The 20,889-nt window shown below is 72.9% G+C and carries 19 protein-coding genes; 9 read left to right on the top strand and 10 right to left on the bottom strand.

What is annotated here, in order from left to right; genetic code table 11:
* Positions 1-64 precede the first annotated feature (64 nt).
* From AB0924_RS36095 to AB0924_RS36070, 6 genes are all read left to right on the top strand, one after another.
* Positions 65-730 (top strand): amino acid ABC transporter permease, encoded by a 666-nt coding sequence (locus AB0924_RS36095; RefSeq protein ID WP_358939149.1) that lies wholly within the window; start codon positions 65-67, stop codon positions 728-730.
* Positions 727-1,650: an amino acid ABC transporter permease gene (locus AB0924_RS36090; RefSeq protein ID WP_358939151.1), complete on the top strand. Its 924-nt coding sequence runs from the start codon at positions 727-729 to the stop codon at positions 1,648-1,650. The genes AB0924_RS36095 and AB0924_RS36090 overlap by 4 nt, the downstream gene beginning before the upstream one ends.
* Before the next feature lie 178 nt (positions 1,651-1,828).
* Complete coding sequence (locus tag AB0924_RS36085; protein ID WP_366913710.1) at positions 1,829-3,433, top strand: FAD-dependent monooxygenase; 1,605 nt, start codon at positions 1,829-1,831, stop codon at positions 3,431-3,433.
* A gap of 116 nt (positions 3,434-3,549) precedes the next feature.
* Complete coding sequence (locus tag AB0924_RS36080) at positions 3,550-3,597, top strand: hypothetical protein (RefSeq protein WP_309506048.1); 48 nt, start codon at positions 3,550-3,552, stop codon at positions 3,595-3,597.
* Between the two features lie 71 nt (positions 3,598-3,668).
* Complete coding sequence (locus AB0924_RS36075; RefSeq protein ID WP_366913709.1) at positions 3,669-4,265, top strand: cysteine dioxygenase; 597 nt, start codon at positions 3,669-3,671, stop codon at positions 4,263-4,265.
* Positions 4,262-4,675, top strand: coding sequence for a rhodanese-like domain-containing protein (locus tag AB0924_RS36070; protein ID WP_358939156.1), 414 nt, complete (start codon positions 4,262-4,264; stop codon positions 4,673-4,675). Before AB0924_RS36075 ends, AB0924_RS36070 begins: the two co-directional genes overlap by 4 nt.
* 80 nt (positions 4,676-4,755) lie before the next feature.
* Here the strand turns inward: AB0924_RS36070 and AB0924_RS36065 are convergent, their stop codons facing one another.
* The 5 genes from AB0924_RS36065 to AB0924_RS36045 all read right to left on the bottom strand — a co-directional run bounded on the left by AB0924_RS36065 (position 4,756) and on the right by AB0924_RS36045 (position 10,898).
* A complete protein-coding gene (locus AB0924_RS36065) occupies positions 4,756-7,116 on the bottom strand; it encodes an FtsX-like permease family protein (RefSeq protein ID WP_366913708.1) in 2,361 nt (786 codons plus the stop codon).
* Positions 7,117-7,186: 70 nt separating this feature from the next.
* Positions 7,187-8,032 (bottom strand): recombination regulator RecX, encoded by an 846-nt coding sequence (gene recX, locus AB0924_RS36060; protein WP_366913707.1) that lies wholly within the window; start codon positions 8,030-8,032, stop codon positions 7,187-7,189.
* Positions 8,033-8,035: 3 nt separating this feature from the next.
* Positions 8,036-9,157 carry a recombinase RecA gene (recA, locus tag AB0924_RS36055; RefSeq protein WP_358939165.1) on the bottom strand — a complete coding sequence of 374 codons (1,122 nt, stop codon included), beginning with the start codon at positions 9,155-9,157 and terminating at the stop codon, positions 8,036-8,038.
* 233 nt (positions 9,158-9,390) lie between these two features.
* Complete coding sequence (locus AB0924_RS36050) at positions 9,391-10,644, bottom strand: AI-2E family transporter (RefSeq protein ID WP_366913706.1); 1,254 nt, start codon at positions 10,642-10,644, stop codon at positions 9,391-9,393.
* Positions 10,645-10,703: 59 nt separating this feature from the next.
* Entirely contained in the window at positions 10,704-10,898 is a 195-nt protein-coding gene (locus tag AB0924_RS36045) for a DUF3046 domain-containing protein (RefSeq protein ID WP_351669671.1), read from the bottom strand.
* Positions 10,899-10,978: 80 nt separating this feature from the next.
* Between AB0924_RS36045 and AB0924_RS36040 the strand changes: the two genes are divergently transcribed.
* Positions 10,979-11,923: a hypothetical protein gene (locus AB0924_RS36040; protein WP_366913705.1), complete on the top strand. Its 945-nt coding sequence runs from the start codon at positions 10,979-10,981 to the stop codon at positions 11,921-11,923.
* Between the two features lie 7 nt (positions 11,924-11,930).
* Here the strand turns inward: AB0924_RS36040 and AB0924_RS36035 are convergent, their stop codons facing one another.
* Genes AB0924_RS36035 through AB0924_RS36025 form a run of 3 tightly spaced genes read right to left on the bottom strand, consistent with a single transcriptional unit; the run spans position 11,931 to position 13,854 of the window.
* The gene (locus AB0924_RS36035) at positions 11,931-12,239 is read right to left on the bottom strand and encodes an AzlD domain-containing protein (protein ID WP_358939172.1); all 309 of its coding nucleotides are present in this window, start codon (positions 12,237-12,239) and stop codon (positions 11,931-11,933) included.
* On the bottom strand, positions 12,236-12,964 hold the full coding sequence (locus tag AB0924_RS36030) for an AzlC family ABC transporter permease (RefSeq protein WP_358939206.1): 729 nt from the start codon (positions 12,962-12,964) through the stop codon (positions 12,236-12,238). The genes AB0924_RS36035 and AB0924_RS36030 overlap by 4 nt, the downstream gene beginning before the upstream one ends.
* Positions 12,965-13,014: 50 nt before the next feature.
* Positions 13,015-13,854 carry an AraC family transcriptional regulator gene (locus AB0924_RS36025; protein WP_366913704.1) on the bottom strand — a complete coding sequence of 280 codons (840 nt, stop codon included), beginning with the start codon at positions 13,852-13,854 and terminating at the stop codon, positions 13,015-13,017.
* A 114-nt stretch (positions 13,855-13,968) separates the two neighbouring features.
* Here AB0924_RS36025 and AB0924_RS36020 point away from each other — a divergent pair, with 114 nt between their 5' ends.
* Together AB0924_RS36020 and AB0924_RS36015 are read left to right on the top strand one after the other, a co-directional pair.
* Positions 13,969-18,987: an ATP-dependent helicase gene (locus AB0924_RS36020; RefSeq protein WP_366913703.1), complete on the top strand. Its 5,019-nt coding sequence runs from the start codon at positions 13,969-13,971 to the stop codon at positions 18,985-18,987.
* Between the two features lie 64 nt (positions 18,988-19,051).
* Positions 19,052-19,903: a DNA-formamidopyrimidine glycosylase family protein gene (locus tag AB0924_RS36015; protein WP_358939179.1), complete on the top strand. Its 852-nt coding sequence runs from the start codon at positions 19,052-19,054 to the stop codon at positions 19,901-19,903.
* Between the two features lie 32 nt (positions 19,904-19,935).
* On the opposite strand, the gene AB0924_RS36010 is transcribed toward AB0924_RS36015, so the two are convergent.
* Positions 19,936-20,268: a hypothetical protein gene (locus AB0924_RS36010; protein ID WP_358939181.1), complete on the bottom strand. Its 333-nt coding sequence runs from the start codon at positions 20,266-20,268 to the stop codon at positions 19,936-19,938.
* A 122-nt stretch (positions 20,269-20,390) separates the two neighbouring features.
* The gene (locus AB0924_RS36005; protein WP_358939183.1) at positions 20,391-20,861 is read right to left on the bottom strand and encodes a DNA starvation/stationary phase protection protein; all 471 of its coding nucleotides are present in this window, start codon (positions 20,859-20,861) and stop codon (positions 20,391-20,393) included.
* Between the last annotated feature and the right edge of the window lie 28 nt (positions 20,862-20,889).

Here is a 20,889-nt window from a genome sequence, read left to right as displayed (position 1 = left end):
CAGGGTGCGCCGCTCCTGACCGCGGCGCACCCGGGCATCCCTACACGCGGAAGCGCGGGAGATCGTGTTCGACTTTCTTGACAAGTACGACGTGCTGGGCGCCTTCTGGACGACGGTGCAGCTCACACTGCTGTCCGCCGTGGGCTCCCTGATCTGGGGCACGCTGCTGGCCGGCATGCGGGTGGGGCCGGTGCCGCTGATGCGCGGCTTCGCCACCGGCTACGTGAACATCGTGCGGAACATCCCGCTCACGGTGATCATCCTGTTCGCCTCCCTCGGCCTGAGGGACACGCTGGGCATCACGCTGGGCTCGGACGTGGTCGACACGAGCAACTTCCGGCTGGCTGTGCTCGGCCTGATCGTCTATACGTCCTGCTTCGTCTGCGAGGCGATCCGCGCCGGCATCAACACGGTTCCCGTCGGCCAGGCGGAGGCGGCCCGGGCCATCGGCCTGAGCTTCACGCAGGTGCTCGGCCTGATCGTGCTGCCCCAGGCTTTCCGCGCGGCCGTCGGCCCGCTGGCCAACGTGCTGATCGCATTGACGAAGAACACGACGCTGGCAGCCGCGATCGGCGTGGCGGAGGCGGCGCTCCTGATGAAGGAGATGGTGGAGAACGAGGCACAGCTGCTGCTGATCTCCGCTGTCATCGCCTTCGGGTTCTGCTGCCTGACGCTGCCGACCGGTCTGATCCTCGGCTGGGTGGGCAAGAAGGTGGCGGTGAAGCGATGAGTTCGGTCCTGTACGACGCCCAGGGACCCCGCGCCAAGCGGCGCAACGTCCTGTACACGGCGGGTTTCCTGGTCGCCCTCGCGGCCGTCGTGTGGTGGGTTTACAAGGCCCTGGACAACAAGGGTCAGCTGGACTGGGTGCTGTGGAAGCCGTTCTTCACCGGCTCGGAAGCGTACTCGACATACATCTGGCCGGGTCTGCAGAACACACTGGAGGCGGCGGCGCTCGCGATGGTCATCGCGCTGCCACTGGGTGCCGTACTGGGCATCGCCCGTCTCTCGGACCACGCTTGGATACGTGTCCCTGCGGCGGCCGTCGTCGAGTTCTTCCGCGCGATCCCGGTACTGGTCCTGATGATCTTCGGGCTGGCTCTGTTCGCCCAGTACACCAACATCAGTTCGAACGACCGGCCGTTCTACGCGGTCGTGACCGGTCTCGTCCTCTACAACGCGTCGGTGCTCGCGGAGATCGTCCGGGCCGGCATCCTCGCCCTGCCCAAGGGCCAGTCCGAGGCGGCCTTCGCGATCGGTCTGCGCAAGAACCAGGTGATGCGGCTCATCCTGCTGCCCCAGTCGGTCACCGCAATGCTGCCTGCGATCGTCAGCCAGCTGGTCGTGATCGTGAAGGACACCGCGATCGGTGGCGCGGTCCTCACCTTCCCCGAACTGCTCTCCTCGGCGAACACGATGAGTGGTTACTACGGTGCCAACATCATCGCCTCTCTCACCGTGGTGGCCGCGATCTACATCGCCATCAACTTCTCGCTGACCTCCTTCGCGAGCTGGCTCGAGGGCCGGCTGCGGCGACGCAAGAAGTCGACCGGTGCGGTCCTCGGAGCCCAGGACGTCACTGACACGCCGGGTACGACGGCGGGCGGGGACGGTGTCGGCGCCGGCGCCGGCCCCGGTGGCATCGTCTGACAGAGCATCACGTCACCCGTACGGCCCCCGGAGGCAGTGGCGTGATCGCCACTGCCTCCGGTCGCTTGACGCAAACTCTGCCAATGGGTTGCATACATTCTGTGATCGTGCACCCTGCTCCAACCTTCTGTTCACACACATCCCCGAGGGCACCGCTGCGGGCAGGGGGCGCCGCGCCGTGGACCCGGTGATCATCGTCGGAGCGGGGCCCGTCGGGCTCACGCTCGCCCTGGCGCTGGCCCGTCAGGACGTCCCCTCCGTCGTCCTGGACGAGGGCCCGGGCAAGGACGAACCGCGCCCTGCGCGCACCGTCGTACTGCGCGAGGACACGGCCGCCCTGGTGGAGCGGCTGACCGGGACCCCGCTCGGTGACCAGGGGATGAGATGGACCGGATTCCGGTCGGTGCGGCGCAGGCAGGTGATGGGTGAGATCACCTTCGACGCGGCGGATCCCGCCCCGCTGCACATCGCCCAGCACTCCCTCACCGGTGCTCTGCGCGCGGCCATCACGGACGAGCCGCTGGTCAAGGTCGCCGCGGACAGCCGGCTCGACTCGCTGGAGCAGGAACGCTCCGGCGTCACCGCCCACACCCGAGGCCCCAGCGGCACCTGGTGGCGCGGCAGTTACCTGGTCGGCTGCGACGGCCCCCGCTCGACAGTGCGCAAACTGCAGGACATCCGCTTCCCGGGCCGTACGGCGGTGGAGCGGCACGCGGTCGCCGCACTGCGCACGGAACTTCCGTGGGAGGGCCAGGCGTTGCTCCACCGGATGCCGCCGTGGCGGCAGTCCGGGCCCTCGGCCGGGGAGGTGACCGCCCGTCCCCTCCCGCACGGCGTGTGGCGCCTGGACTGGCTGCTGCCGCCGGGCAAGGACCTGGTCACGCCCGAACTGCTGGTGGCCCGGATCCGCGAGACCCTCGCGGGCTGGACGGACGGCTCCACTCCGCCGCCGTACGACCTGCTCGACACCGGTGTCCACACGGTGCATCACCGGCTGGCCCGGCGCTGGCGGGCAGGCAGGGTCTTCCTGGCCGGGGACGCAGCCCACCTGCTCGGCACGCTCGGCACCCAGGGGCTCGACGAGGGACTCCGGGACGCCGACAACCTCGCCTGGAAGCTGGCCCCGGCCTGGCACCACGGGCATCACGAGGCCCTGCTCGACAGCTACCAGACCGAGCGCCGCGCGGTGGTCGCCGCCCGGCTGCGCGCAGCCGACCAGGTGCTGCCGGTGCTGCGCGGCGGTGGCGGGCTGCGCCACATCGTCCCCGGCGCGGCCCGCGGCCACGACGCACTGCTCACGGACGGTCATCTGGGTCGCGGCCCGCTCGGTGCGCCGGGGGCGTACGCCGACTCGCCGCTCGCGCCGGGGCGTCTGGAGGGCGAGACCCCGGTCGGGACCGCGCCGGGCGCACCGGTCACGGATGTGCGCGTCACGGCGGAGGATGGTTCCTTCGTACGGCTGCGCGACCGGCTGGGCCACGGCGCGCTGCTCGTGGTGCTCATCGCGCCCGGTACGGGCGTGTGGGACCGCAAGCACTGGGTGTCCGCCGGGGTCATGCCCCGGCTCGCCGCCGCGGTGACAGCGCTTCCGCATCCGGCGGAACTGTTGGTCGCCGAGGAATACCCGGGTGCGCCGGCGCACAGCGTGCTGCTCGTACGCCCCGACGGCCACCTCGTCACCGCGCTGAGCGGGGTACGCCCGGCCGACCTGTACGCGGCAGCGGAGGCGGCCGTGGGCGGCTCGGTCGAACAGGAGGCGAAAACCGGCTCCGGCGTGCGCTGACCAAGGCATCCGTCACCCGCTGTCCGCATGGTGACGGTGAGTTGACCGGGGTCCGGCAGCGTGCTGTACTCCGGATCGTGACCGACACCTGTGTGCGCCTGTGGCGGAGGGTCCATATGGACCTCGTCCGCTATGCGGGCTGCGTGTGTCGCCCGTCCTGCTGAATCTCGCTCCCCTTTTTCTCCCGGGCGCCGTCGTGCGCCCGTTTCGGCGAACCTTCCTCAGGACGGTGTACGTGTCTGTCTCCCCCACTGCCTCCGCATCCCTCTCCACAGCCGGCTCACACTCCGGCTCCGCCGCCCCCTCCGTACGCCCTGCCACGGCCGGTGCCGCCGGTCAGGTGCCGACCCAGGCGGAACTCCTCGACTTCGCGCGGCGTACGGCCGCAGACGGTGAGCTGATCGCCTCGCTCCCGCTCGACCCCGAGGGCCGCACCTGGGTGCGCCTCGAGGGCCCCGGCGGCAGCGAGGCCTGGCTGATCGGCTGGCCGCCCGGCAGTGGCACCGGCTGGCACGACCACGCCGACTCGGTCGGCGCCTTCGTCACCGCTTCGGGCGAACTCACGGAGTACTCGCTGGCGGCCCGGCTCCCCACCGACGGCTGGAAGACCCTGGAGCTCACCGAGGACGTGGACCGCGAGCGCCGGCTGCCCGCCGGGCAGGGCCGCGCCTTCGGCCACCACCATGTGCACGAGGTGCTCAACGAGTCCTTGGACCGGCACGCGATCTCGGTGCACGCCTACTATCCGCCGCTGCCGCGGATCCGCCGCTACAGTCGCACGGGCCAGGTGCTGCGCCTGGAGCAGATCGAACGCCCGGAGGACTGGCAGTGAGCGGCGACCCGACGGTGCGGCCGACCGGCATCGACGAGTTGCTGGAGCGGGTCCGTGCGGACTACCGGCGCATCGACGCGCGAGCGGCGCACGAGGCGGCGCGCGCCGGTGACGCCCTGCTGGTCGACATTCGGTACGCGGCCCTGCGCGAGCGGGACGGGCTGATCCCCGGCGCCCTGGTCATCGAGCGCAACGAGCTGGAGTGGCGCCTCGATCCCCGGGGCAGCCACCGGGTGCCCGCGGCCACCGGCCACGATCTGCGGGTCGTCGTCATCTGCAACGAGGGCTACGCCTCCAGCCTGGCGGCCGCTTCCCTCCACCAACTGGGCCTGCACCGGGCGACGGACCTGGTGGGCGGCTTCCAGGCGTGGCGAGCCGAGGGACTGCCCGTGGAGCCGGCGGCGGGCTGAGCGGGCCTCCGCCGGGAGGCGACCCGCGGCTCTCGGCCGAGGCGGCCTCCGGCGGTGGCCCGCAGTCGTCGCCGCTCGCCCTACTCCTTCGCGGTGGCCACCGTCACCGCTCTGACGCGAAGCGCCGCACGCCCGGGGAGGGCACTGGCGGTGAGCGCCAGGAGCGCGGCCACCGCGACGACGGCCACATAGAGCAGGGGCATGACCGTGGGCGCTGCCCGGCCCGTCATGCCGAGGCTGAACGCGCTGAGCACGGCGAGCGAGATTCCGCTGCCGAGCGCGGTGGCGAGGAGCAGCACGGACAGCGCCTCGGTGCGGAGCATGCGCAGCACCTGGCGGCGGGTCGCTCCGGCGAGACGGAGCAGGGCGAACTCGCGCACACGTTCCGCGACCGACATGGCGAGGGTGTTGACGACCGCGATGGCGGTGAATGCCAGGACCAGCCCCATGGCCAGGTAGTTGACCTCGGCGTTCGCCTGCTGTCGTTCGGCCTGGAGTGAGTCGGCGGCGGTCGGCGAAAGAATTTCAAGACCCGGGAACTCACGGAGCGTAGTCGCGAGTTGTGTCTTTGTACGGTTCGTGCCGACGAGGACGGAGGAGGCGAGCGGGTTGTCCATGTGGCGGGCCAGCAGGTCGTGGGCGATGGTGAGGTCGCCGAAGCCGAGACCCCGGGCGTAGACGGCGGCGACGGTGAGCGTGGCGGGCGTCCCGTCGCCGAGCGTCAGCTTCACGCGGCTTCCGGGCTTCAAGTGGAGCTGATCCGCGGCCAGTCGGCTGACGGCCACGGTGCCGGGGCCGAGGTCCGCGAGGGAGCCGGCGGTCACCTCCGGGTCCCAGGTGCGGGTGAGACCGGCCGGAGTGACGCCCTGGGCGGGGTACTTGTCGAGGCCGACACGGACGGTGGTGCGCACCACCTCGGTGACGGTGTCGTGCCGGGCCCGCAGCAGCCGCGCGGCCTCGCCGGGGATGCCGGGTCCCTGGGCGGCTACGACCCAGTCGGCGGTGACACCCTCGCGTGCCTGGGTCCGGGCGGCGCCGCCGAGGGTCGACTGGACGAACAGGACGGTGCAGGTCATGCCGATGAGCAGGGTGAGGGGGGTGACGACGGAGGCCATCCGGGCGGCGTTGCCGCGCAGGTTGGCGGCGGCGAGCCGCCCGCCGTGTCCGGTGAGCCGCAGCGGTACGGCGAGCAGCAGCGCGGCCGCCTTGACCAGGAGGGGACCGAGCAGGGCGACGGAGGTGGACAGCACGACGACGGCGAGGAAGGTCACGGGGGTCGAGGCGGGCTCGGTGCGCAGGGCGGTGAGGACGGCGACGAGGACGATGCCACCGGCGAGGAGGAGCAGACCGGCGGCGATACGCCCCCAGGCGGGCCGATCGCGCTCGGTACTGGACTCGGCCAGGGCTTCCGCCGGACGGATCCGGGCGACCCTGCGAGAGGCGATCCGGGCGGCCGCCCAGGCGCCGAGCAGGGTTGCGGCCAGACCGGCGAAGGGCGGGTAGACGCTGGTGGTGTGCTGGAGCGTGGCGGGTACGGCGCCCAGGGCGACGAATCTGGAGTGCAGCAGACCGCCGAGCGGCAGTCCGAGGAGGGCCCCGGCGGTGCCCGCTGCCGCGCCGATGATCAGCGCCTCCCGGCCGAGCAGCTTGCGGACCTGACCGGGCGTGGCGGCGATGGCCCGCAGCAGGGCGAGTTCGCGGTGGCGCTGCTGGACGGTGAGTGCGAAGGTGCCGACGACCACGAGCACCGCCACCAGCAGTGAGGTGCCGCCCATCGCGCCGCCCATGCTGACCAGCCGGGTGCGGGCCGCGGCCGCGTCCAGGAACTCGACGGGACCGCGGGCGTCGCCGGTGCTGACCTGGGCAGTGGTGCCGTGCAGCGTCCGTGCCACGGCCTGCCGCACCGCTTCCGGGTCGGTGCCCCTGGCCGGAAGGACGCCGAACGCGCTGACCTGCCCGGGGTGCGCGGCCAGCCGGCGGGCCTCCGCGGTGGAGAAGAACAGGGAGGTCTGATGGCGTACGGACACGGCGGGAGTGGCGATACCGGTGATCCGGTAGTCGCGCGGCGACCCCGTGGACTGCACGGTGAGGCGGCCGCCGGGCCGGAGACGGGCGCGTGCGGCGAGGTCGCGGTCGGCGACGAGATCACCGGTGGCCCTGGGCGCGGTGCCTGCGGTGAGCCGGTACGGGGTCAGTGCGGCGGATTCCCAGGCGTGCCCGTAGGCGGTACGGCCGCCGGTGCCGGCCGGGGTCAACGGCTGTGCGATGAAGGTCAGTTCGGGCACGACGCGGGCGACGCCGGGGGTGCGGGCGAGGGTCGTTCCCAAGTCGGCGGACAGCCAAGCGCGTTCGGCGACGGGTTTCGCCTTGTGCTTGACCTTGGTCTTGCCCTTCTTGTGCTTCACGGTGGTGCGGTGGACGTACTGGTCGGCGGAGACCACAACGGGAGCGGCGGCATAGCGCTCGGTGCGGATCGTGGGCCGGCGGCGCTCGGTGGCCGGGCGCCCGCCGTCAGAAGCCCTCGCCCTCGAGGAACTCCGTCTCCTCGCCCTCTTCCTCGAGGGCCTGGCGGACGACGCGGAGGGCCATGCCCTCGGGGTAGCCCTTGCGGGCGAGCATGCCGGCCAGGCGCCGGAGCCGCTTGTCGCGGTCGAGGCCACGGGTGGCCCGCAGCTTGCGGGCGACGAGTTCCCGGGCGGTCTCCTCCTCCTGCTCGGAGTCGAGCTGGGCGACGGCCTCGTCGATCAGCGTGGAGTCGACGCCTTTGGTGCGCAGTTCTCGGGCGAGTGCGCGGCGGGCGAGTCCCCGGCCGTGGTGCCGGGACTCCACCCAGGCTTCCGCGAACGCGCCGTCGTCGATGAGCCCGACCTCCTCGAACCGCGAGAGCACCTCCTCGGCCGCCTCCTCGGGGATGTCCCGCTTGCGCAGGGCGTCCGCGAGCTGCTTGCGGGTGCGCGGGGTCCCGGTGAGCAGGCGCAGACAGATCGCCCGCGCCCGCTCGACCGGGTCCCCCGAAGACTCCCCCCGCTCGGCCCTCGACGAGGCAGGGGTGCCTTCGTCCTCACCGGGCGGCTCCCCGAAGCCGACCCGCCGGCGGCCACGGCCGCGCCCACGGCCACCCCGTGCTCCGGCGGGCCTCCCCTGGCCGCCGGTCCCGTTCGTGCCGTCCCCGTAGGGCTCGCCGCCCGGGCGCGTGCCGCCGCCCTCGTACTCGCCGAGCCCCTCGTTCCTTCTTCCGTCGCCCCCGTACCCGTCGTCGCCGGCCGTGGCGGAGCCCATGCCATCCCCGGTGCCCCTTCCCCGCGGGGCACCGGGGGTGGCGTACTCGTACTCGGCCCAGTCGGTTCGTCGTGTCACGGGTCAGCTCTTGGCTGCGGCGGCCTTGGGCTTGGTGGCCTTGGCGGCCGCGGGCGCCGTCTTGGCGGCGTCGTCGGCAGGGGCGGCGACCGCCGCGTCCGCGCCCGGCTCGGCGGAGGTCTTCTCCGGCCGGACACCCACGCCCAGCTTCTCCTTGATCTTCTTCTCGATCTCGTTGGCCAGGTCGGGGTTGTCCTTCAGGAAGTTGCGCGCGTTCTCCTTGCCCTGGCCGAGCTGGTCGCCCTCGTACGTGTACCAGGCGCCGGCCTTGCGGACGAAGCCGTGCTCCACGCCCATGTCGATCAGGCCGCCCTCACGGCTGATGCCCTGGCCGTAGAGGATGTCGAACTCGGCCTGCTTGAAGGGCGGCGCGACCTTGTTCTTGACGACCTTGCAGCGGGTGCGGTTGCCGACCGCCTCCGTGCCGTCCTTCAGGGTCTCGATGCGGCGGATGTCGATGCGCACCGAGGCGTAGAACTTCAGCGCCCGGCCACCGGTCGTGGTCTCCGGGGAGCCGAACATCACACCGATCTTCTCGCGGAGCTGGTTGATGAAGATCGCGGTGGTCTTGGACTGATTGAGCGCGCTGGTGATCTTCCGCAGCGCCTGGCTCATCAGACGGGCCTGCAGACCGACGTGACTGTCGCCCATCTCGCCCTCGATCTCCGCACGCGGGACGAGCGCGGCCACGGAGTCGATGACGATGAGGTCGAGGGCGCCGGAGCGGACCAGCATGTCCACGATCTCCAGGGCCTGCTCGCCGTTGTCGGGCTGGGAGAGGATCAGGTTGTCGATGTCGACGCCGAGCTTCTTCGCGTACTCGGGGTCGAGGGCGTGCTCCGCGTCCACGAACGCGACCTGGCCGCCGGCCTTCTGCGCGTTGGCCACGGCGTGCAGGGTCAGCGTGGTCTTACCGGAGGACTCCGGTCCGTAGATCTCCACGACACGGCCGCGCGGCAGGCCACCGACGCCGAGGGCGACGTCGAGCGCGGTCGACCCGGTCGGGATGACCTCGATGGGCTCCATCGACCGCTCGCCCATGCGCATGACAGCGCCCTTGCCGAATTGTCGTTCAATCTGTGCGAGCGCGGCGTCGAGCGCCTTCTCGCGGTCGGTTCCTGCCATGGGTTCCACCCGGTTTGCTTGAGTCGATCGCTTCACGTCAAAGACGCTAACGCCTGCCACTGACAATGCGCCCCGACGCAGGCCCGGCCTGTGGATAACCTGGGCACATACCCCATCCAAAGGGGACAAAATCCCCGTCCGGAACCTCGCCTGAGTCTCCATAAGAATGGATGTTCGATTTTGGTGTCAAGCGCACCACCCGGGCCGCGGAGGGCGGCCGGCGGCGTGGTCCGCTACGAGGACTCCTGCGAACCGGGCCGCCGTCCCCACAGCAGCCGCACGCGCGTGAAAGCGCCGGGACGGCCCGGATCCCGCCGGCGGTGCCCGTGCACCCGCGGATCGTCCGTGACGGTGTACCGCTTCACGTACGCCCCCAGGAAGGCCTGCAGCGTGGCGACCGCGGGGATGGCGATCAGCGCGCCGACCGCGCCGAGCAGCGCGGTGCCCGCGATCACCGAGCCGAAGGCGACGGCCGGATGGATGTCGACGGTCTTGGAGGTCAGCTTGGGCTGCAGCATGTAGTTCTCGAACTGCTGGTACACCACGACGAAGATCAGCACCCACACCGCGTACCAGGGGTTCACGGTGAACGCGATCAGCATCGGCAGCGCGCCCGCGAGATAGGTGCCGATGGTCGGGATGAACTGCGAGACCAGCCCCACCCAGACACCGAGCACGGGCGCGTACGGCACGCTTAGCGCCTCGAGCAGGATGTAGTGCGCGACCCCGGAGATGAGCGCCATGAGGCCGCGGGAGTAGAGATAGCCGCCCGTCTTGTCGACGGCGATCTCCCAGGCGCGCAGCACCTCGGCCTGGCGCGCGGGCGGCAGGACGGAGCAGAGGGCCCGGCGCAGCCGGGGGCCGTCGGCGGCGAAGTAGAACGAGAACAACCCGACCGTCAGCAGCTGGAAGAGGCCGCCGAGCACCTGGGCGGACACGTCGAGCACGCCGGCCGCGCTGTTCTGGGCGTACTTGCGCAGCCAGTCGGAGTGCAGCAGGCCCTCCTGGACGTCCACCCGTCTGAGCTCCATGTGGAACGTCTCGTTGATCCAGTTGATCACCGAGTCGAGATAGCCGGGGAAGCCCTCGACCATCTTGATGATCTGTCCCGCCAGCATCGACCCGAGCAGCGTGACGAAGCCCGCCGCGACGATCGTCAGGCCGAGGAAGACCAGGAAGGTGGCGAGGCCCCGGCGCATGCCGTGGGCGGCCATCCAGCTCACCGCGGGCTCTATGGCGAGCGCGAGGAAGAACGCGATCAGGATGTTGATCAGCAGTCCGGTCAGCTGGTGGAAGGCCCAGCTGCCCAGCTGGAACGAGGCGATGAGTGCGAGGGCGAGCACCATGGCGCGCGGGAGCCAGCGCGGCATGCGGCGCCCGGGCCGCTCGGCGGAGCCGTCGTCGGCCGGGCGCCGGGCGTGCGGCGGCGAAGCGGTCGGGGAGGCTGTGTGCCGGACGGCCGGCTCATTGTCGTCAGTGGGTGCCACGCACCCAGTCTCGCCCACGCCGCCGGCGGCCACGGCCCGCCCGGAGTCCTCGTGTCGGCTCAGTGCCTCTCCCCGGGCACGTTCATGACCGAGCAGACCACGCGCCACACGTCCTTGGCGTCCCAGCCGGCGTCCAGTGCCTCGTGCACCGTGCGCCCGCCCAGCTCCGTCATCACATGATCGCGCGCGAAGGTGTCGGCGTACCCCGGACCGAAGTGCTCCGCCATCCGCTGCCAGAAGACCGTCAACCGCATGACTCCAGTATCCCGCCCCTGAGGGTGGGGCCCGCCGGGAGGCGCCTGCCGGGACCGCTTTCCGTCCTACGGTCTGTCGCATGGCCGAATCAGGAGCTTCCCCACTCCCCCCAAAGCCCCCGGCGCGCTCCCCGCTCTTCCGCGCCGAACAGTTCGTCTGGCTCACCGCGCGCGTGCTGGAGCAGCGGCTCTTCGCGTACCACTTCCTGAACGGCGCCGCCGAGCCGGTGGAGGCCGCGCTGAACGCCTACCGCAACGAGGACGGCGGCTACGGTCACGCGCTGGATCCCGATCTGCGCGGACCCGTGAGCCAGCCCCTGCACACCGCTCGCGCGCTGGGCGTCCTGGACGCCATCGGACGCTGCGGCGGGCAGCGGGTGGAGCGGGTGTGCCGTCATCTGACCGCCGTCTCGACCGCGGACGGCGCGCTGCCGGCGGCCGGTCCCGGCCAGCGCGGCTACCCGGTGGCACCGTTCGTCCCGGTCGTGGACGACCCGCCGAGCGAGCTGCTCGCCACCGGTCCCGTGGTGGGGCTGCTGCACCGCAACGAGGTGTGGCACGCCTGGCTGTTCCGTGCCACCGACTTCTGCTGGCAGGCGGTGGAGTCCCTGCGGAAGTCACACCCCTACGAGGTGCGGGCCGCGGTGGCCTTCCTGGACTCCGTCCCGGACCGCCCGCGCGCGGAGGCGGCGGCCGACCGGCTCGGCCGCCTGGTGCGCGAACAGCGGCTGGCGGTACTGGACCCGGACCGGCTCGACGCGTGCCCGGTCCCGCCCGGGTACGCCCCCGGCGAGCACCACTTCCCGCACGACTTCGCGAGGAGCCCGCGGTCACTCGCGCGCGCGTGGTTCACGGACGAGGAGATGACACGCTCCCTGGACCACCTCACGCGATCGCAGCAGGAGGACGGCGGCTGGCCCGTCCGCCGGCGCCGGTGGGCACCGGCCCCGGTCCTGGAGGCGCGGCCCATGGTGACGATCGAGGCGCTGCACACCCTCAGGGCGTACGGCCGCTTCGTGGGCTGAGCCGTGCTCAGCCGCCGATCGCCCGCACCCCCGCGGTCACCACCACCGCGGCGGCGACGACCAGCAGGAAGGGTGCGCGCAGCACCAGCGCCACGGCCGCCGCGCCGAGCCCCGCCGCCCTGGCGTCCAGCACGAGGGCGTGCCCGTCGGCGAACGTCTGCTGGGCCGTGAGCGCGGCCAGCAGGGCGACGGGCAGCAGGGCGGCGAGCCGCCGGACGAGCGGCCGCTCCATGGCGCCCGCGGGCACGAGCAGTCCGGCGAGCTTGACGGCGTAGCAGCCGAGGACGGTCAGGCCGATCGCTGTCCAGGTGTTCACCGGTCCTCCTCCGTTCCGCCCGGCGTGGTCCTCCGGACGCGTCCCATGCGCCGGCCCTCGACGAAGAGCGCGGCCGGCGCGGCCAGCGCCGCCACCAGAACCGGTACGCCGGCCGGCAGGGCGGGCAGCAGACCGAGGCCCAGGAGAACCGCGAGGCCCGCGACCGCCCGCTCGGTGCGTGTCTTCAGCATGGGGGCGAGCAGGGCCAGGAAGACGGCGGGCCCGGCCGCGTCCAGCCCCCAGGCGTCGGTGTCCCCGATGGCCTTCGCGCCCAGCGCGCCGAGCAGCGTGGTCAGGTTCCACAGCAGGTACAGGCTGAGCCCGGTCACGGTGAAACCGATACGCGCGGCACGCCGGGTCGGCTGGGCCAGGGTCACGGCCGTGGTCTCGTCGATCACCCACTGGGCGGCGAACGGCCGCAGCGCGCGCGGTAGTGCCAGCATCTGCGACAGGCGCAGCCCGTAGAAGGCGTTGCGCACGCCCAGGAAGAAGGCGCCGGCGGCGGCCGTGAACGGGCTGCCGCCCGCGGCGAGCGCGCCCACCAGGGCGAACTGCGAGGCGCCGGTGAAGACCAGGAGGCTGAGCGCGCAGGTCTGGAGGAGTCCGAGTCCGCTGCCGGCCGAGGTCACCCCGAAGGCGAAGCCGGAAAGCCCCACCGCGACGCCGACGCCGAGAGCGTCCCGTACGACGGCGGAATCGGGCTTGGCGGTGCCATCGGAGGACATGTCCGCGAGTGCTGTCTGTTGTGCCACGCCCCGGACGGTACGTCCGGCCCTCAGTCCGGGTCTTGTACGTTCTTGCGCTCGCGCTGGTAGGCGCCCGGGGGCACGCCGACGATGCGGGCGAAGTGCCGGTTGAGGTGAGGCTGGTCGGTGAAGCCGACGGCGACGGCAGTCTCGGCGAGCGCGGTCCCCGCGTCGAGCAGCAGCCGCGCGCGGCGCACGCGCGCGTCCGTCAGCCAGGTGTGCGGCGGCATCCCGTAGGCGTCGCGGAACGCCCGCAGCAGGGCGAACGGGCCGGTCCCGAGGTCGGCCGCCAGGCGCTCCAGGGTCGGCGGCGCGGCCATCTCCTCCTCCAGCACGGCACGCGCGCGTGCCGCGATCCGGGCGCCGGCCGTCCGGCGCGGCCGCTGCGGCAGCGGGCCACCGTTGAGCCGCAGCAGCCGGGTCACGGCCACCCGCAGCAGGGTGTCGGCGGCCAGCGCGTTGCCCTCGTCGGCGGCGCGCAGCACCTGGTGGACCAGGCGGACGGTGTACGGATCGTCGAGGACCGGGCCGGCGAAGCCGGGGGTACCGCGGATCGTGGTGGTCTCGGCCGCTATCCCGGCCACCACCTCGGGCGACGGATAGACCGCGCCGTAGCGCCAGCCCTCGGGGACCCCGGCCCGGCCCGTGTGCGGGGTGTCCGGGTTGACCAGGGCGAGGGCGCCCGCGCCCGCCGACACGTCGGAGCCCCGGTGGTGGAAGACCTCGACGCCGTCGGCGATGGCCGCGATCACGAAGTTCTCGTGGGTGTGCCGGACGAAGCTCTTGCGGATGTACCGGGCACGCAGCAGGTCGACACCGGGCAGCTGCTCGTAGCGCCAGTGCCGTGCCCGCTCCGCCGAACCCGCCATAGGTCCATTCTCCGTCAGGCCGGCGGAGACCGGGCGGCGGGCGGCTCACGCCCGGCCCCGCCCCTTTTGCCCAGGTCAGCGCGATTGTCAGTGGCTGGGTGCAGGATGGAGGGCATGGTCAGCTCCGCACTCCGAGCCCTCGACGGTTTCTCGCCCGCGACCCGCGGCTGGTTCACCGGGGCGTTCTCCGCGCCCACCGCGGCCCAGGCGGGCGCCTGGCAGGCCATCGGCGCGGGCTCGGACGTGCTGGTGGTGGCACCCACCGGCTCGGGGAAGACGCTGGCCGCGTTCCTCGCCGCGCTGGACCAGCTGGCCTCGACGCCTCCGCCGGCCGACCCGAAGAAGCGCTGCCGGGTGCTGTACGTGTCCCCGCTGAAGGCCCTCGCGGTCGACGTCGAGCGGAACCTGCGCAGCCCGCTGACCGGCATCCGCCAGGAGTCCGTGCGCCTCGGCCTGCCCGAGCCCGAGGTGAAGGTCGGCATCCGTTCCGGGGACACCCCGGCCGCCGAGCGCCGCGCGCTGTCCACGCGCCCGCCGGACATCCTGATCACGACCCCCGAGTCGCTGTTCCTGATGCTGACGTCGGCCACGCGCGACGCGCTGACGGGCATCGAGACGGTGATCCTGGACGAGGTCCACGCGGTCGCGGGCACCAAGCGCGGCGCGCACCTCGCGCTGTCCCTGGAGCGGCTGGACGAGCTGCTGCCGAGGCCCGCCCGCCGTATCGGGCTGTCGGCGACGGTGCGTCCGGTGGACGAGGTGGCCCGCTATCTCTCGCCCCGCCGCAAGGTGGAGATCGTCCAGCCGGAGTCCGGCAAGGAGTTCGACCTGTCCGTGGTCGTCCCGGTGGAGGACATGGGCGAGCTGGGCGGTTCTCCGGCGGCCGACAGCGGCGACGGGGCGGAGCGGCCCTCGATCTGGCCGCACGTCGAGGAGCGGATCACCGACCTGGTCCAGGCACACCGCTCCACGATCGTGTTCGCGAACTCACGGCGCCTGGCCGAGCGGCTGTGCAACCGGCTCAACGAGATCGCCTACGAGCGGGCGACCGGCGAGTCCCTGGACGAGCACCATTCGCCGGCCGAGCTGATGGGCGGCTCGGGGGCGGCCCACGGAGCGCCCCCGGTGATCGCCCGCGCGCACCACGGCTCGGTCTCCAAGGAGCAGCGCGCCCTCGTCGAGGAGGACCTGAAGGCGGGCCGGCTGCCCGCCGTGGTCGCCACCTCCAGTCTGGAGCTGGGCATCGACATGGGCGCGGTCGACCTCGTCGTCCAGGTGGAGTCCCCGCCCTCGGTGGCCTCCGGGCTACAGCGCGTCGGCCGCGCCGGCCACCAGGTGGGCGCCGTCTCCACCGGCGTGGTCTTCCCCAAGTACCGAGGCGACCTGGTCCAGTCCGCAGTGGTCACCGAGCGGATGCGCTCCGGCGCCATCGAGTCCCTGCGGGTCCCCGCCAACCCGCTGGACGTGCTCGCCCAGCAACTCGTCGCCATGACGGCGCTGGACACCTGGCAGTTCGACGACCTGCTCACCGTGATCCGCCGCGCGGCTCCCTTCGCCTCGCTCCCCGAGTCGGCGTTCACCGCGACGCTGGACATGCTCGCGGGCCGCTATCCGTCCGACGCGTTCGCGGAACTGCGCCCGCGCGTGGTGTGGGACCGCGTGGCCGGCACGATCACCGGCCGCCCGGGCGCCCAGCGTCTCGCGGTCACCTCCGGCGGCACGATCCCCGACCGGGGCCTCTTCGGGGTCTTCCTCGCCGGTTCCGACCCCAAGAAGGGCGGCGGCCGGGTCGGTGAGCTCGACGAGGAGATGGTGTACGAGTCCCGGGTGGGGGACGTCTTCACCCTGGGCACCAGTTCGTGGCGCATCGAGGACATCACGCGCGACCGTGTCCTGGTCTCCCCCGCACCGGGCGTGCCGGGCCGGCTGCCCTTCTGGAAGGGCGACCAGCTGGGCCGTCCGCTCGAACTGGGCCGTGCGGTGGGCGCGTTCCTGCGCGAGGTGGGCTCCCTGCCGAAGGACGACGCCCGGCGGCGCCTGCTCAGCGCGGGCCTGGACGCCTGGGCGGTGGACAACGTCCTGTCCTATCTGAGCGAACAGCGCGAGGCCTGCGGGCATGTCCCGGACGATCGCACGATCGTGGTCGAGCGCTTCCGGGACGAGCTGGGCGACTGGCGGGTCGTCGTCCACTCCCCCTTCGGCGCCCAGGTCCACGCCCCCTGGGCCCTCGCCCTGGGCGCCCGTCTGTCCGAGCGGTACGGCATGGACGCGCAGGTCATGCACGCCGACGACGGCATCGTGCTGCGCCTGCCGGACACCGATCTGATGGGGCTGGACCTGCTCGACCAGGAACCGTCGAGGGGCGGCGCCGAGTGCGACAGCGAGCAGGCCCCGATCGGCGCCGGGGACGTCGCCTTCGACAAGGGCGAGGTCGACCAGATCGTCACCGACCAGGTCGGCAGCTCCGCCCTGTTCGCCTCCCGGTTCCGCGAATGCGCCGCCCGCGCGCTGCTGCTGCCGCGCCGCAACCCGGGCAAGCGCACCCCGCTGTGGCAACAGCGCCAGCGGGCCGCCCAGCTGCTCCAGGTGGCGAGCGAGTTCGGCTCGTTCCCGATCGTCCTGGAGGCGATCCGCGAATGCCTCCAGGACGTCTTCGACGTCCCCGGACTCGTCGAGCTGATGGGCGACATCGAGTCCCGCAAGGTCCGCCTGGTCGAGGTCACCACCCCCGAGCCGTCCCCCTTCGCCCGCTCCCTCCTCTTCGGCTACGTCGCCCAGTTCCTCTACGAGGGCGACTCGCCGCTCGCCGAGCGCCGCGCGGCCGCGCTCTCCCTGGACTCCCGGCTGCTGGCCGAGCTGCTGGGGCAGGCGGAACTGCGCGAACTGCTCGACGCCGACGTGCTGACCGAGCTGGAGCGCGAGCTGCAGTGGCTGACGGAGGACCGCCGGGTCAAGGACGTGGAGGGGGTCGCCGACCTCCTGCGGCTGCTCGGCCCGCTGACGGACGCCGAGCTGGCCGAGCGGGGCGCCGAGCCGCAGTGGGCTCGCGACCTGGCCGCCGCCCGCCGGGCCATCCGGGTGCGCATCGCGGGCACCGACCACTGGGCGGCCGTGGAGGACGCGGGCCGCCTGCGGGACGCTCTCGGCACGGCGCTGCCCGTGGGCGTCCCCGAGGCCTTCACCGAACCGGTCAAGGACCCGCTCGGCGACCTCCTGGCGCGGTACGCCCGCACCCACGGTCCCTTCACGTCGGCCACGGCGGCGGCCCGCTTCGGTCTGGGCGTGGCGGTCACCGAGGGCGCCCTGCAGCGGCTGGCCGCGGCCGGCCGTGTCGTCCAGGGAGAGTTCCACCCGGCGGGCATCGGCCAGGAGTGGTGCGACGCGGCCGTCCTGCGCCGACTGCGCCGCCGTTCCCTGGCGGCCCTGCGCCATGAGCTCGAGCCCGTGCCGCCCGCCGCGCTCGCCCAGTTCCTGCCGCAGTGGCAGCACATCGGCAAGGGCCACGAGTTGCGCGGCATCGACGGACTGGTGCGGGCCGTCGAACAGCTGCAGGGCGCCTCCGTGCCCGCCTCCGCGCTGGAGAAGCTGGTCCTGCCCTCACGCGTCGCCGGCTACACGCCCTCGATGCTCGACGAACTCACGGCGGCCGGCGAGGTCGTGTGGGCCGGGGCGGGCGCCCTGCCCGGCAAGGACGGCTGGGTCTCCCTGTACATGGCGGACACGGCCCCGCTGCTGCTGCCCCAGGCACACCCGCTGGAGCTGACGGCACTTCACCAGTCGGTGCTGGACACCCTTTCCGGCGGCTACGGCCTGTTCTTCCGCCAGATCGCCGACCAGGTGCGCGCCACCACGCATCCCGAGGCCGGCGATCCCCAACTGGCCGACGCCCTGTGGGATCTGGCCTGGTCGGGACGGCTCACCAACGACACCCTCACCCCGATGCGCGCCCTGCTCGGCTCCGGCCGTACCGCGGGCTCGACGGCCCACCGCGCCAAGCGCACCGTCCCGCGCGGCCGTTACGGCTCCCTGACCGCCGCGGCCCGCGCCGCCTCCCGCACCGGCCCGCCGACGGTGGCCGGCCGCTGGTCCCTCCTCCCCGCGCCGGAACCGGACGCCACGGTGCGCGCGCACGCGCTGGCCCGCACCCTGCTCGACCGGCACGGCGTGGTGACCCGGGGAGCGGTGGCCGCCGAGGGCGTCGAGGGCGGTTTCTCCGCGGTGTACCGCGTGCTGTCCGCCTTCGAGGACAGCGGGCAGGCCAGGCGGGGTTATGTGGTCGAGGGGCTGGGCGCCGCCCAGTTCGCGATGGACGGCGCTGTCGACCGCCTCCGCGCGGTCTCCAACGCCCGCGAGCGCGGCCAGGGCCTGCCCAACGGTTTCGGGGGCGACCACGGCACCTCGCCCTTCCCCGCCGACGGCGGCACGGTTCCCGACCGGGGCGCCGCCGGTCACACCACTCCCGGCGGCTTCGCCGAGACCGACGGCGGACTGGCCCACCCGGGCCTCGACGGCGACTTCACCTGGCCGCCGGACGAAGCGGCACGGCCGGGCGGCGGTGACTTCACCTGGCCGCCCGGGAACCACAGCCCCGCCCCGGACGAGTACGTCTCCCCGCGCGACCGCGCCCCGGCGGACCCCTTCGCCACTCCCGGCTACGGCGGCCCCAGAGGCGGCGGTCCCGCTCACGGCCCGTACGGGAACCGTGAATTCGGCGACCGCCGCGGCCGGTCCTCCTCCCCCGACCCGCGTGCCGCGGTCCTCGCCGCGGCCGACCCCGGCAACGCCTACGGCGCGGCCCTTCCGTGGCCCGAGCCGCCGGCCGGAGCGGGACACAAGCCGGGCCGCAAGGCCGGTTCGCTCGTGGTGCTGGTGGAGGGCGAGCTGACGCTGTACATGGAACGTGGCGGCAAGACCCTGCTGGCCTGGCCCGCCGACCCGGACGCGGCCGCCGGCGACGATCCACGCCTGCGCACCGCCGCCCAGGCTCTGGCCTCGGCCGCCCGCGCGGGCTCCCTCGGCACGGTCACGGTCGAGCGGATCAACGGCGCGCAGGCCCTGACCTCTCCCCTGGGCGCCCTGCTGGAAGGAGCCGGCTTCATCGCGACCCCGCGCGGTCTGCGCCTGCGCGCCTGAACACGGCGACCACCACGGCCCGGCGGCGCCACCGCGGATCACCCGTCCGTGGCACCCTTGACGCATGCCCGAAGGTGACACGGTCTGGCAGGCCGCGAAACGGCTGCACGAGGCCCTCACGGGCAAGGTGCTGATCCGCAGCGACTTCCGGGTACCGCAGTACGCGACGGTCGATCTCGGCGGTCGCACGGTACTGAGCACGATCGCGCGCGGCAAGCACCTGCTCACCCGCTTCGAGGGTGGGCTGACCCTGCACACGCATCTGCGCATGGAGGGCGCCTGGAAGGTGTACGGCACCGGCGAGCGCTGGCGCGGCGGCCCGGCCCACCAGATCCGGGTGATCCTGGGCACCGCCGACCGCGCGGCCGTCGGATACCGCCTCCCGGTGCTGGAGCTCCTGCGCACCGGCGAGGAGGAGCAGGCTGTCGGCCACCTCGGCCCTGACCTGCTCGGCCCGGACTGGAACCCCGAGCTCGCCCTCACCAACCTGCTCGCCGACCCCGGCCGTCCTCTCGGCGAGGCCCTGCTCGACCAGCGCAATCTCGCCGGCATCGGCAACATCTACAAGTGCGAGCTCTGCTTTCTGGTCGGCGCGACGCCGTGGCTGCCGGTCGGCGCCCTGCCGGCGGACCGTGCCACCCGGCTGATCGGACTCGCCAAGAAGCTGCTGGAGAGCAATCTCGACCGCCCGGTCCGGCAGACCACGGGCCTGCACCGGCAGGATCTCTTCGTCTACGGCCGCGCCCCGCGTCCGTGCCTGCGCTGCCGCACTTCGATCCGGGTCGCCGACCAGGGCGACGGCTATCAGGAACGCCCCACCTACTGGTGCCCGCACTGCCAGACGGGCCCGGCTCCGGCACCGGGCACGACCCAGGCCTGGCGCGAGCGCTATCCGCGCAGGTCGCCGTCCAACTGATCGACGCTCCGTCAGGGGCGGTCCACGCTCCGTCAGAGACGCCCGTCACCGAGGTCGGCCGGTGCGGTGTCCGAGTCGATGCCGTCGCGCCGGACCGATTCCACATCCCCGGAACAGGGGCCCGGCGCCGCTGTGATGACGCTGCCCGCCCGCCAGGCGGCATTCCACCGTCCCGCCGCCACGGCGCCCGTCGCCCGTCCCCTGGGCACGCAGTGAACCGGCAGAACGCTGAGCCCCCAGCCACCGATGGCGACGGCTCCTTCGAGCACACCCGCGCCCTGTCCGAGGGCGATCCGGAGCACGGCCCACCACCACACGGCGCCCAGCCCGAGAGCGGTTCCCCAGCGCAGCACCCGTCTCACCATGGCCGCCACCTCCAGCCGGACGCCGGAACACCGCCCGACCCGCACGGGAGGCGCACCGAGGGCTCACTGCCGCAAGGGCACCGGACAGGCGGTCCGCGGAGCGACCGGCGCAGGGCGGCTCCTCACGCGTTCTCCGCCTGGAACATCCAGTGGTGCTTCTCCAGGTCGGCGGTGATCCCGATGAAGATGTCCTGGGAGACCGGGTCGGGCTCGCCGGTCGCCGCCACCCGCTCCCGCATCCGCGTGATCACCGCGCCGAGCGCGTCGACCATCGCCCGGACCGCGTCGGCGTCCTTGATCCAGCCGGCCGGAGTGGTTCCGATGCCGCTGCTGGCGGCGACGGTGGACGCGCGGCCGTCCGGTGGGACGCCGAGGGCCGAGGCCCGCTCGGCCACCGTGTCGGAGTGGGTGCGCGCGGAGGCGACGACCTCGTCGAGCTGCAGGTGGATGGACCTGAAGCGGGGTCCGACGACGTTCCAGTGGATCTGCTTGGCGACCAGCGAGAGGTCGACCAGGTCCACCAGGGCGCCCTGCAAGGCCTCGGCCACGGTCTTCAGTGCCTCGTCGGGCAGCGGGCTCTTCACGACGTACATCCGCTTCCTCCGGTGGGTTCGGCGCCGG

This window comes from Streptomyces sp. NPDC047869 (genome assembly GCF_040704065.1).
Classification (GTDB): Bacteria; Actinomycetota; Actinomycetes; order Streptomycetales; family Streptomycetaceae; genus Streptomyces.
Note: the sequence above shows the minus strand (reverse complement) of the source record. Positions and strands in the feature narration are given on the sequence as shown.